We start from the raw sequence: 12851 nt of genomic DNA, 5'->3' as shown, positions 1-12851 counted from the left end.
TGTGGATCGAATCGTCAACAGGGTGCGGCGGTATTTGTGCTTGCTCGGCCCTCCCGCCTGTCTTCCCCCACCCCTTAGTCACCCGCGAGGAGGCGAAGCCGACGCGGCAATTCAGAGCCGCGCAGAACTGCCCTGGATTGCTTCGCTACGCTCGCAATGACGAAGGGGAAAGTCAGCAGCGGGCGGCCGAAGAATGCCGCTATCCGCCTCTCCCTATCGCTCGCCCTTCGGCCCCGCGCCCAGATAGAACCCGGTATGCGGCGGCTGGTTGTAAGCGGTGTTCTGCCAGGCGACGCCCAGGCGGTAGACCGGGTCCTGCATCAGCGTGACGAAGCGGTGCGGCGTGGCGAAAGGCGTGGTGTAGATGCGCAGTTCGCGGTTGTCGGCGCGGCGCCAGATCACTTCCTCGCGCCAGTCACCGATGAGATCGGCCTGGAGCGCGGGATTGGCCTTGGTGCCGTTGTTGGAGGCAAGCCCCTCGGGGGCAAGCAGCGTGTCGGACGTGCCCTGCTCCCAGTTCCATTTGGAGATCGTGGTGCCGTCCAGCAGTTCGCGCAGGAGGTCTCCGTCCCACCAGATCGCGAAGTTCATCTGGCGCGGGCGGGCCCCGATCGGCTGGCCCTTGGTATCGTAGAGGCGATCGGAATTGGAGCCCCAGAACTCGGCGCCGTAGTGGCGCGGGTCGATATCGGCGGCAACACCGCGGCCGGTGTCCTGCTCGGCAGGCGTGGTCCAGAGCACTTCGCCCGTGCGCGCATCGAGCAGCGCCGAGCCCAGCCCGCCGTTGCGGCGAATGTCCTCGAACACGCCGAACTTTTCGAGGCCCGGCCGCGCCGGATCGAGGTCGCTGACGTGCATGGTGTCGCCGTGGAACAGCGGCTTGGTCCAGAGTCCCTTGCCGTCGTCGTCCACCGCCATGGAGCCGTAGATCACCTCGTCGCGCCCGTCGCCATCGACATCCGCGACGGAAAGCTGGTGGTTGCCGCGCCCGGCATAGTCCTCGTTGCCGGTGGCGGAGCTGTCGAACAGCCAGCGCTGCGTCAGTTTGCCGCCGCGCCAGTCCCAGGCGGCCAGCGCGGTGCGCGCGTAGTAGCCGCGGCCGAAGACCATGCTGGGCATATGCCCGTCGAGATAGGCGACCCCGGCCAGGAAGCGATCGGAGCGATTGGCATAGCCGTCACCCCAGGCCGCGGCGAGCTGCTCGGGCGTGGGATTGCCGCCGGGATAGCGCGGCGGATCGTAAGGCGCGGTGGCCAGCGCCTTGCCGGTCAGCCCTTCGAACACGGTGAGGTATTCCGGCCCCTTGACGATGCGGCCCTGCATCGGCGCCACCTTGGTGCCGTCCGCCAGCACGTTCGCGCCGGTGCGATCCTGCTGCGGCACTTCCCCGCCGCTGCTGCGCCAGTCGGCATTCGCATCGCCGATGACCTTGCCGGTGCCGTCGACCGTGCCGTCGCCCGTCTTCAGCGCCACTTCGGCGCGGCCGTCGCCATCGAAGTCGAAGACCAGGAACTGCGTGTAGTGCGCCCCGGCGCGGACGTTGCGGCCAAGGTCGATGCGCCAGAGCCGAGTGCCGTCGAGGCGGTAGGCATCGAGGAAGACGTTGCCGGTATAGCCGGTATGGGCATTGTCGTGGCTGTTGCTCGGATCCCACTTCAGCACGATCTCGTACTGCCCGTCTCCGTCGAGATCGCCCAGGCTGGCATCGTTGGCCGTGTAGGAATAGGCCTCCCCGGCGGGCGTCACGCCGTCCGCGGGTGGGGAGAGCGGGATCGGGAGATAGCCCTTGTCCCACATCATGGCACGCTGCGGACCGGCGCGGTCGCCGATGCGTTCCACCGCATAGCTGCTTTCGGTGGTTCCCGATGTGTCGACGAAGGCCGTCGCCTCGCCCGTCCGGGTGACGTGCACCGGCTTGCCGCCGCGCAGCACGCGGAAGCGCGCATTCTGCGGATCGTCCGCCAGAAACCGCCAGGTCACGAGGATTCCGCCGTCCCTGGCCGGCAGTGCCACGGCCCCGCGGCCGAGCCGCTCCGCGGCCGGTCGTGAGGGCGGAGTCGCGGCGAAAGCGGGAGTGGATGAAACGAGGCCCAGGATCAGGGCCAGCGCGCGGATTTGGGCCGCCATTTGCAACATCCTCCGGTTATGGAACCACTCTGGTCCAAATTATAGCATTGCATCCCACATATCGGTTCAATAAGTGTCCGTCTAGAAACTGATTCGATCGAACGATGCAAAAGCGTCGAAACAAGATCGACAGGGCTAAAAGAGGGGATAGGATATGCGCAAGCATACCGGTGGAAATACGAGGAATTCGCAAGCAACGAAGCTCGGTCGCCATGCCTTTAGAGGGGTATCGGGCCTGGCTCTCGCCGGATCTCTGGCGGTTTCCTTCCCTGCATATGCTCAGACTAATTCCGAAACGCCGGCTCCGGAAGCGGCGCAGGACGCGCCGCGACGGATCGACGACAAGACTGCCGAAAAAGTCATTACGACTGCCAACGACATCGTCGTCGTCGGTACCCGCGCCTCGCTGCAATCGGCCATCAACCGCAAGAAGCAGGCGAATACCGTCGTCGACTCGATCGTTGCCGACGACATCGCCAGTTTCCCGGACAAGAACATCGGCGACTCGCTGGCCCGCATTACCGGCGTCCAGCTCAGCCGCGACTTCGGCGAGGGCGTGAAAGTTTCCATCCGCGGCGTCGAGCCTGACCTCAACCGCGTGGAAATCAACGGCGTCAGCCAGGTCAGCGCCCTCGGTGAGCGCTCCGGCGACTTCCGCGAACTGGCGACGGAACTGGTCAAGTCGATCGACGTCTACAAGGGCTATGCCGTGGACCTGACCGAAGGCGGCATCGGCGGCACGGTGCGCGTGGAAACGCGCAAGCCGCTCGATCTGCTGAAGCCGATCCTTTCGGCAACCGTATCGGGCCAGCACCTCGACACCACCGAGACCTGGCGTCCGCGCGTGTCGTTCTTTGCCGGAACGCCGAAGTTCCTGATCGACGGCCTGGGTATCCTGTTCAACGGTACCTACAGCGACGTGAACACGCGCCAGGACTACATCAGCAACACGAACTGGGGCCGTATCGCCGACTTCGATCATTCGACCGAAAAGACCGTCGCCGATCCGCTCTACGATGCCTACAACACTTACGAAAGCTGCGCCGGCGTGGGTGGCTCCACGACCGCCAAGGCCACCGCGAACCGCCTGGCCTGCGAGACGCAGTTTTTCGACTGGGCGCCCAAAGTGCCGCGCTACCGCCACCTCGTGCGCAACGACAAGCGCATCTCGGGTGACCTGACGCTGCAATACCAGGTGGCGCCCAACTTCCGCGCTTATGCCAACGTGCAGGTCAACAAGCGCAACCAGAACCTGCAGGACGTCAACTATTCGGTCGATCTGGGCGCGATCCAGCGCTTCAATCTCGATCCGCAGCTGGCCGCAGGCGCGGGTGGCGGCACTTCGCGCCAGCAGGTGGCGCTGGGCAGCTCGACGGTGAACGAGAACCATGTCGTCACCGGCGTGACCACGGCGCTCAACGCCGTGAATCTGGGCACGGCAGCGGCCCCGAACTGGAACGGCGCCGCGAACATCATCGGTGTGCAGCGCCGCGATTTCTCCTACGATCAGGACTCGAAGTACTTCTCGGGCGGTTTCCGCTGGGACTTCGACCGGGTTCACATCGACTTCATGGGGTCGCACGCCAAGGCGCATACCGATTCCCAGACGAACCTGATCTCGCTGGGCACGAGCGTGTCGGGCATCGTGATCGACCGCAACAACGCGCAGGGTATCCCGGTCTTCCAGTTCCCGTCGAACTTCGACCCTTCCGATCCGGGCGTCTATTCGGACTTCACGCGCACGGGCGCCAATGGCCAGGTGCTTCCGGTCTACGGCCCGACCGTGCAATACCGTCCTGCCGAATATAACAACACCGAAGACCAGTTGAAGCTGGACCTGGACTGGGAGATCGATCACCCGATCATCAGCAAGTTCGAATTCGGTGCCCAGGCGCGTCGGCAGAAGTTCCTGAACTACCTGGGCGGCGGCTCGATCCTGATCGATCCGGCCACCATGACCTACCAGTCAAGCGCCAACGTGTCCTACACCACGACGATCCAGAACAATCCGGCCGTAGCGCGCAACGGCAACACTTATTTCATCACGCCGGCGCAGTACGGCTCGCTGATCTCGTCGATTGGCGGGGTGACGGGCGGCGCGCCGCTCTACACCGGCCTCAAGAACGCGCCTTCGGGCATTCCCAGCCGCCTGGCCTTCCCCAATTTCAATTCCGACGTGCTGTCGCAGATCTACGATCTCTCCGGCTTCGATCACGACCTCGTGCGCTTCGCTGACGGCTATCCGCAGATCCCGAGCGCCCAGATCACCGAGAAGGTGTTCTCGGGCTATGCGATGATGGATGTCGATACCGAGATCCTGGGCATGCGGCTCACCGGCAATGCCGGCCTGCGCTTCACCCATACCGAGGACAAGGGGCTTGGCACCAATATCAGCCGGGTGACGCGCTTCAACGCGACCGGCGGCACCGAAACCGTGGTCATCGCCGCGCAGCAGTTGTCGCTGTCCAACAGCTACACCGATTTCCTGCCGGCGTTCAACGCCAACCTCGAACTCCAGCCCAACCTCTACCTGCGCGCCAACTATGCCAAGAACCTGGCCCGGCCGAGGCCGCTCGATCTGGTGCCGAACATCAACTGCGTGGACGACCAGACCATCTCCGGCACCGACGACATCTGCACGGCCGGCAACCCGGAACTGAAGCCCTACCGCGCGGACCAGTGGGAACTGAACCTGGCCTGGTATCCCAATGCGGATACGATGCTGAGCCTGGGCTACTACAAGAAGTACGAATCGAGCTTCGTGATCGGCAACACCGTGCGCAACGGGGTGGACCTGTTCCAGGACGGCATCACGTACACGGTTCGCCAGCCGGTCAACGGCCAGGGCGCCCTGCTCGACGGTATCGAGGCGAGCGCGCAGACGGTGTTCACTTTCCTGCCCAAGCCGCTGGACGGCTTCGGCGCCTCGGGCAACTTCACTTATGCCCGCGCCATTCGCACCAACCTGACCAATGCCGCGACCAACGAGCCGCTCAAGGAATATCCGGGCCTTTCGTCCTACACCTACAATGCGAGCTTCTTCTACGACAAGGACTGGCTCAACTTCCGCATGAGCTACAACTATCGCTCGAAGTGGCTGGATAACGCGCTGGATGCCAATAACGGCAACAACCCGATCTACCGCAAGGGCGAAGGCTACCTCGACGGCAAGATCACGCTGCGCTTCCCGAAGTATCACTTCGACGTCTTCTTCGAGATGCAGAACATCACCAAGGAATATTCGAAGACCTATATCAACAAGGACATGCCGGTGGAGCTGTACTACCCCGGCCAGCGTATCTTCGTGGGTATGCAGGCCAAGCTCTGAACCGGTTGCAGGCCCGGTTCCAGGCCCGATTGCAGGGGAGAGCGGGAACTCTCCCCTTCATCCTGCCGTGCCGCTCGCCACGGGACCCGGCGAACGGCGCGGCAGGAAACGGACCCGGGCAGATGCAGCGCCCTCCAGCCGCATCTGCCCGGGTCTTCGCGTTTGCGACCAGCCAAAGGCCCCTGGAGCGGTGATCTTCTAGAACCCGGTGCGCAGGCCGAACACCACGTTGCGTCCGCGCAAGGGCGAGGCGTCCTTCACGAAGGAAGCATGGTTGAGCGCGAAGGAATTCGTGAGGTTGCTGCCCCGCGCGAAGACTTCGGCCCAGCGCCCGGCACCAAGGTCCAGCTTGTAGGCAAGGGTGAGGTTCAGCATGTCGTAGCCGGGGCTTTCGGTCTCGAAGTCGGCGATGCGGTCCTGCTTGAACGTGCGGTAGTATTCGGCATTGGCGGTGAAAGGCCCGGTCGCGGCGTCCACCCGCGTGCCGAGGCGGCCGGGCGGGATGCGCGGCAGGTTGCCGCGATCGTCCGTCAGCTTGGCGCGAACATAGTCGCCGAACACGGCCACGCCCACCTCGGGCATGACCTGGTGCCGCACTTCGCCGTCGACCCCGGTGAAGGTGGCATCGGCCGCGACATAGTGGATCAGGCGGAAGTCCTCATACTGGTCGAGGGTCTGGCCGTAGATGTAGTTGTCCACCTTCTGATGGTAGGCGCCCAGGGTGAAGGTGGTGGCGCCGCTGGTCTTGCGGAAAGTCAGGTTGATCGACTTGCCCGTTTCCAGCCGGTTTTCGGTGGAGGCCATGCCGTTGAAGGTGCGGCCGGTGACCATGCCGATCTCGTAAGTGTTCGACGCGAAGTGCGGACCGAAGGCATAAAGCTCCTGCACGTTCGGCGCGCGCTGCGAGCGGGCGAGCGACAGCGCCAGCGAGTAGCCCTCCGTCACTTTCCAGAGCGCCGATGCCGAAACCGAGAAGGGATCGTGCGCAGTGGCCGGCATGAAGGCGGACAGCGCGGTCTGCGGGCGGATGCGCTGCCATTCCTGGCGCAGGGCGGCCTCGATGCGGACCGGGCCGAAGTCGCGGCTTTCGTGCAGGAACAGTGCGGTGTTGTCGATGTCGAACGGGGTATAGGTCTTGACGTCGTTCTCGGTCACGGCGTGGATGCCGCTGAAAGTGCTGTCCGCGTGCTGGACGCCGAAGACGCCGCGGAAGCCCGCCAGCGGCTTGTGAGTCAGTTCGAAGCGGAGGTCGAAGGCCTTGTTGCGATAAGTCGTGGCGATCTCGTCGTGCTCGATCTCGTCATGGCGGTAGGTCGTGTGGGCCATGCGGACGCGGACGCGTTCGAAACCGGGCAGCGGATCGCGATAGTCGCTGCGAATGTCGAAGCGCTCGCTGCGCAGCTTGACGAAGATGCTTTCGTCCTCGTGGTCATGATCGTGGCCGTCGTCGTGGTCATGGCCCTCTTCGTCATGCCCCTCTTCCGAATGATCGTGCGACCCGCAGTGGAGGCTGATGCCGTGGGTGTGGCAGCCTTCGTATTCGTGGCTGTGGCCCGGCAAGCCGTATTCGCTGCGCACGCGCGTATAGCTGGCGCCGAGATAGCCGTCGGGACCGATCCAGGCGCCGCCCGCCGTGAACGTGGAGCTTTCGCTCCAGGATCCGGGCACGCGGCTTTCGCCGAAGGTGCGCGGCACCCGGTAGTCGTCGGTCTCGCGGTGAGCGCCTTCGACGCGCAGGGCCAGCGAGCCGGTTCCCACGGTCACGCCGCCGACGGCCGAGCGCTCGTCATCGCCCGTACCCAGCCGCGCTTCGGCAGAGCCGGTGAAGCCGCCCACCGGCACTTCGGTGGGGATCTTGGTATCCAGCAGATTCACGGCCCCGCCGATCGCGCCGCCGCCGTAAAGCAGGGCCGATGGGCCGCGCAGCACTTCGATGCCGCGCAGGAGCAGCGGCTCGCCGGTAATGGCGTGGTCGGCCGAGATGCCCGAAGCGTCCTGCACATTGGTGCTGTCCGACAGGACCTGCACGCGCGGCGAGGTCTGCCCGCGGATGACCGGACGGCTGGCGCCGCCGCCGAAGTTGTCGAAGTGGATGCCGGGCTGGCCCGCCAGCGTCTCGCCCAGCGTGCCCTGGCGGCGGTGGGCGAGTTCGTCGCCGGTCAGCGTGATCACCGGTGTCGCGGTTTCGTCGGCGCTTTCCTGCAGCGGCGCGGAAGTGACCAGGATCTCACGCGGGGCGGAAGGCGCCGCTTCCTCGGCAAGGGCGGCGGCGGGAACCAGCGCAAGAAGCGAGACGGCGGATCGGTGCAGAATGCGAACGGACAAGAAAAAACCCCCTGGGATCGGCTAGGAGGCTTCGTCTAATGTGATGTAATAACATTACTCAATACGCGATCGAGCGTGTTATCAATATGTTACAAATGAGACATCTTGCAGTGACGCCGGTTCGCGGAACTCAGCCGGCGCTGCTGGCCTCGTCGTCATCCCTGGCCGTGGCGAGTTCGGTGGCGGAGCCGGTGCCGCTGCTGCCATAGATGAAGCCGAAGGTGGGGTTCTCACGCGAACCGAGGGCGTGGCTGGGGCCGTACCAGACGCGCACGTTGCTCCAGTCGCCCGCCTCGGAAACGTCCTCGGCCAGCGCGCTGTGTTCGATCACGCCGGGGCCGGACCAGTTGGCATGATCGAGCAGGACATGGCGGGCGTCCACGACTTCGCGGATCATCGCGACATGGCCATAAGGCATGGCCGAAGTGGACTTGAACACGAGGACGGAGCCGGTCTGCGGCAAGTGGCCGCGCTTGTAGCTGCCCTGGGCCTGTTCCCACCAGGTGGCCGCATTGCCATGGATGCCGATCCCCGACTGCGCGCGGGCATAAGGCACGCATTGCAGGTGCTGCGCCAGAGCCGGGCTGGCAAAGGCTTGAGCGGCAAGGGAAAGGAGGGCGGCAGCGACCAGGGAGACCTTCTTCATGAGGGGACGTTATAACGTCTCTGATTTTGGAAGGTAGTCCGGCCCCGGCGAGATGATCGCACGGGGCGCACCGTTCGTCGCTCTGCGGGGAACCGAATCGGTGGAGCAGCGCTTAGCGGCTCGGGTTCGAATCGATAACCAGCACCAGGCGGGTTTCACCGGAGTCTGCGATGGGCGGTGACCGGTGCAGGATGGACGGTTGTTCGCGCAGCAGCCTGCCTTTGAACACGCCCACTTCTCCCGCTTTCAGCGCATGGATGCGTTCATGGTCCACGCGTTTCCACTGCGTGCCGATCCCGCGATAAGTGGTGATCGTGCGGAGCGTGACATAGTCGGCGTGGAACTTGCGGCAGGCGTCGGTCTCGACCACTTCGAGGCGGATCGTCACCCCCGGCTTTCCGGCAACCCCGGCGTGGAGGCGGGCCAGCAGCGCCACATCGGCCAGCAGGGCCGGGCAGGGCGCATGGCCGCTTTCAATCAGGCGCGGGGCGAGCGCCGCCGCGGCCTGGTCTGCAAGGCACGTCAGCAGCAGGTCGTCGGCGTGGTCGAGATCGAGCGTCTCCACCTCTTGCGCCAGGGAGGTGTCCAGCGCGCGGGTCCAGATTGCCAGGTCCACGTCGCCGCACGCGATGTCGTGAAGCGCCTCGGCGTCCGGTCCCACGGACAGGGCCGTGGATGCGTCCGGGCGCTCCCGTTCTTTCTTCATGGCAGTTTTTTTCACGGCAGGCCCTTTTCAACGGAGATCGCATCGCCAAATAACAGCCAGAATGTAATGTTGTATCATAACTTGATCAAGCAGGAGCCGAATTCGATGAGCGAGCGTTGCGAAAGCCGGGACCATGTCCGGGGGCGGCTCCTGGCGGACATTGTGGAATCGACGGCGATCTCGGCCTCGACGCTCTGCATGATCCACTGCCTGGCGCTGCCGCTCTTGCTGTTCCTGCTGCCGGGGCTGCTGGGCGCGTTCTTCCAGTCCGAACTGTTCCATATTGCCGCGCTGGGGCTGGTGGCCCCGGCGGCGCTGGCAGCTTTCCTGCTGGGCTATCGCCGGCACGGCGCTGCTGGGCCGGCGATCCTGGGCGTGGGCGGGATCGCCTGTCTCGTGCTGGCGATCCTGAACAGCGACCATGCCCTTCTGGGTGAGACGGCGCTGACGGTGATCGGCAGCCTGCTGCTGGTCGCGGGCCATGGCTGGAACTGGCGCAAACGGGTGGTCTGATCGCCGCGCAACCTGCAGGTGTGAAAAGCAGGCTCTGGACGCAAAAAGTAGGCCCCGCGGGTCCTACACCCGACGGGGCCAGTTTATGGGTCGCTTTCTGCAAGCGCCGGCCGGTCAGATCCCCCGATCCCCGCAACTTCGTTGGAAGTTGCCGCCCCCGGCGCCCATGCACACGTCATACAACGAAACGCGTGATTCTATGATGATGCAAATTGCTGCAAATTGCGGAAGAGCGCTGAATTGCATCAGAAAGTCAGAAAGATAGGGGCATGGCATCCCTGCCGAACGTGCGCATGAACACAGATCGAAAACCCGGCCTTTCAAGGCACGCCGCCTGACCCGATTTTCCTCTCAGGGAAGGGCCTGCCTGGGCACTGGCGGCACCAGTTGCTTCAGCAGGTCCATGACCTCGCGGTCGTCCTTCCACCCTGCTTCGATCCGGCGGGTGACCGGGCGCGAGTACCAGTGCTCGCCCAGCATGACGGCCTCGTGCATCAATTCCACCAGTTGCTCACGGTCTTTCATCGACGCGGCGTAGAAGGCCGGTGTCTGGCGAATGCGCCGCCCGCCCTGCGCGATTTCGGAAAGGGCATCGGCAATCATCAGGCGGTGGGCATGGGCGGGATCGTCGGCGACGGCGCGGGTCATCCGGGCGGAGAGTCGTTCGGTGGCGGGATCGTGGCGCAGGCGGGCGAAGTCCGCGAATTCCCTTGCGAAGCCGTGGATGTCGCCCTGGCCAAGATAGATCCACGATAGGCAGCTGCTGACCGTGGCGTCCTGCGGATAGGTGCGCTTGAGATCGAGCAGAGCGGCCAGCGCCTGCGCATCATGGCCGGCCTGCCATCCGGCCCAGGCGTGCTCCACCGCGATCGGCTGGGATCCGGGCAGGAGCGCCACGGCGCGCTGGTAATAGCGCTCCGCCCGGTCGCTCTCTCCAAGGTCGGAAAGGATGTTGGCCAGCCAGAAGTACGTCAGCCCGTCGTTGTCGTCATCATGCAGGGCGTCGGCGAAGGCCTTGAGCGCGGCGGCGGGGTCGTTGTCCCACCAGTAGTCGATGAACCCCTCGGCGCGGTGTGCGCTGGCGAGGCCCGAATCGAGTTCGAGTGCCTTGGCCGCGGCGATCCTGGCCTTGCCGAAGGCTTCCGCGTCGCTGACATCGCCATATTCACGGTAGATCAGCCAGGTTTCGGCCAGTCCGGCGCGCGCGGGGGCATAGTCCGGCTCGCGCGCGATCACCGCGCCGTAGAGCTGGATCGCCGCCTCCAGGTCCTTGGGGCGGCGATGGGCCCAGGCGTCCCGCGCAGCGATGAAATCGCGCGCGGCCGCCGGATCGCGGGGAAGCTGCTCATGCCGGTTTTTCGGCCAGGCCAGCAGTCCCGCCGCCAGCAGAAGCGGCAGCGCAATAGCCAGCGCCATGGGCCAGGACCAGCGCTTGCGGGCCGGAATGGGCGCGGCGAGAGGCAGGGGCGGCAGGGGTAGGGATGTCGATGCGGGCGGGGATGGCGCGGCTTCGGCGGCAGGTCCGGCAGCGCCTTCTTCCACGCCGGGATTGCGGCTTTCCCATTCCGCCAGTTCGTGCCGATAGGCGAAGACGGTTTTCTGCTTGCCGCCGGGAAGCTGGTGGATCGGCAGTCCCCGTTCGCGCGCCCACCGCGCGACCGTGGTGCGGTCCCTGCCGAAATAGGCCGCTATCGCTTTCCAGCCATCCAACCGGCGTTCGTCTGAAGTCATGCAGTTTCGCGACCCTGTGCCTGGCGCCAGCCTAGCTACTCAGGGCGAGGCGCTCAAGCCGGCACGCAAGCGAGGCGAATCGGGCAGGCAGGGCGGAATGGCGGCTTTCCGGGCACGCGGGTCCCGCCGCGTCCCATTTCCGGACGGTTGCCGTCAGCGTATCGCCTCGGCGCGAGCAATCAGCGCGTCGAGCGCCGTGCGGCCGTGGCGCAGTTCCTCGATGATCTTACGCAGCTCCGCCACGGTGATCCGCGAGCCGCCTTCGCTGTCCACGGACTGGACCTCGACGATTCGGTGCAGGGCTTCGACGATGGCGAGGACGGGGTCCATCGGCAGGGTGGCATCGGCCAGCGGCACGGCGCGCACTTTGCCAAGAGCCAGGAAGGGGTCGATCGCGCCCGGTCCGAACTCCTGTTCGATTCGCGCGAGAATCAGCGGATCGAGGCTCGTCGCCCGGCCGCGCGCATTGCGGATCGTCCCGGTGGAGCAGCCCAGTCGGGTAGCCAGCTGGGCGTCGGACAAATCCCCGTTCTTCTGGAGGTTACGGATTATCGAAGCGACCGCCAGGCGGTAGTCCTCACTCGAAAGTCTAGCGGATCGGCCTGTCGTCATGGTGTATGAACCTTTCACGTCTTTCGATGCGGGGACAAGAGCTTGTGGCGAAGGAGACGAATCTGGCCAAGACTTTGTCGACGGAATCGCTATATGGCACCGAGGATATGAAGTTCAGCCGTCGCAATCTGATCGTTGCAGCCACCGCGTTCGCAGCGACATCGTCCTCTGCAGCCCGCGCCATCTCGTCCGCATTGCCGGAGCGGGGGCGTGGTGCTTCGCTTGTCCTCCCCAACGTTGGGTCCAAGACCGGGCCGAACGCGGGCTCGATCGCGCCGGTGTCCCCGGCAGCCTTGCCGCCGGTGCCCGCGCCGTTCCAGCCCGAGGGTATCCGCGCCGAGCTGTTCGATGCGGCGATGAAGGCGCTGGACCGCCACGATCGGCGCGTGAAGCGCGACCGGATCGGCGTGGTGGATTTCTCGGCCTCGTCCTCGCAGCCGCGCTTCCATCTGGTGGACCTGGACAATCGCAAGATCACGTCGCTGCCCGTGGCCCACGGCAGCGGTTCCGATCCCGGCCATACCGGCTGGTTGCAGCGGTTCTCGAACCGTCCCGGCTCCAACGCCAGCAGCGAAGGCGCCTATCTCACCGCCGACTATTACTACGGCGGCCACGGCCGTTCGCAGCGGCTTGTCGGCCTGGACGATACCAACAGCAACGCGCTGGAACGGGCGATCGTCATCCACGGGGCCTGGTATGCGGAGCCGAACATGATCGGGGCCCATGGCAAGCTCGGCCGCAGCCAGGGCTGCCTCGCGGTGGGGGACAGCCTCCTGGGCCGCGCCTTCGACCACCTCGGCGAGGGCCGGATGATCTACGCGGCCAAGATGGCCTGACCGGCTCGCCGCTGCCTTGCGGCCGCC

General features: G+C 65.2%; 9 protein-coding genes. 3 read left to right on the top strand and 6 right to left on the bottom strand.

The window, feature by feature from the left end; genetic code table 11:
* Window positions 1-213 precede the first annotated feature (213 nt).
* A complete protein-coding gene (locus AC1VV3_RS21890; protein ID WP_482962484.1) occupies window positions 214-2127 on the bottom strand; it encodes a rhamnogalacturonan lyase in 1914 nt (637 codons plus the stop codon).
* Between the two features lie 154 nt (window positions 2128-2281).
* Here AC1VV3_RS21890 and AC1VV3_RS21885 point away from each other — a divergent pair, with 154 nt between their 5' ends.
* Window positions 2282-5455, top strand: a complete 3174-nt coding sequence (locus AC1VV3_RS21885) for a TonB-dependent receptor (protein ID WP_482962483.1) — start codon at window positions 2282-2284, stop codon at window positions 5453-5455.
* 198 nt (window positions 5456-5653) lie between these two features.
* On the opposite strand, the gene AC1VV3_RS21880 is transcribed toward AC1VV3_RS21885, so the two are convergent.
* The 3 genes from AC1VV3_RS21880 to AC1VV3_RS21870 form a co-directional block, all read right to left on the bottom strand.
* Entirely contained in the window at window positions 5654-7780 is a 2127-nt protein-coding gene (locus tag AC1VV3_RS21880) for a TonB-dependent receptor domain-containing protein (RefSeq protein ID WP_482962482.1), read from the bottom strand.
* A gap of 130 nt (window positions 7781-7910) precedes the next feature.
* On the bottom strand, window positions 7911-8426 hold the full coding sequence (locus AC1VV3_RS21875) for a CHAP domain-containing protein (RefSeq protein ID WP_132267597.1): 516 nt from the start codon (window positions 8424-8426) through the stop codon (window positions 7911-7913).
* Between the two features lie 112 nt (window positions 8427-8538).
* Window positions 8539-9132, bottom strand: a complete 594-nt coding sequence (locus AC1VV3_RS21870) for a DUF1826 domain-containing protein (RefSeq protein WP_482962481.1) — start codon at window positions 9130-9132, stop codon at window positions 8539-8541.
* Window positions 9133-9237: 105 nt separating this feature from the next.
* On the opposite strand from AC1VV3_RS21870, the gene AC1VV3_RS21865 reads away from it, so the two are divergent.
* A complete protein-coding gene (locus AC1VV3_RS21865) occupies window positions 9238-9645 on the top strand; it encodes a MerC domain-containing protein (protein ID WP_166675182.1) in 408 nt (135 codons plus the stop codon).
* Between the two features lie 351 nt (window positions 9646-9996).
* Here AC1VV3_RS21865 and AC1VV3_RS21860 read toward each other — a convergent pair whose 3' ends face one another.
* Window positions 9997-11376, bottom strand: a complete 1380-nt coding sequence (locus tag AC1VV3_RS21860) for a tetratricopeptide repeat protein (RefSeq protein WP_482962480.1) — start codon at window positions 11374-11376, stop codon at window positions 9997-9999.
* 153 nt (window positions 11377-11529) lie between these two features.
* Window positions 11530-11898 carry a hypothetical protein gene (locus AC1VV3_RS21855; RefSeq protein ID WP_482962479.1) on the bottom strand — a complete coding sequence of 123 codons (369 nt, stop codon included), beginning with the start codon at window positions 11896-11898 and terminating at the stop codon, window positions 11530-11532.
* A 197-nt stretch (window positions 11899-12095) separates the two neighbouring features.
* On the opposite strand from AC1VV3_RS21855, the gene AC1VV3_RS21850 reads away from it, so the two are divergent.
* Entirely contained in the window at window positions 12096-12824 is a 729-nt protein-coding gene (locus AC1VV3_RS21850) for a murein L,D-transpeptidase catalytic domain family protein (protein WP_132267589.1), read from the top strand.
* The last annotated feature ends 27 nt before the right edge of the window (window positions 12825-12851 follow it).

The organism is Novosphingobium sp. BL-S-34, from assembly GCF_056857015.1.
This window is presented reverse-complemented; position numbering and strand designations above follow the sequence as displayed.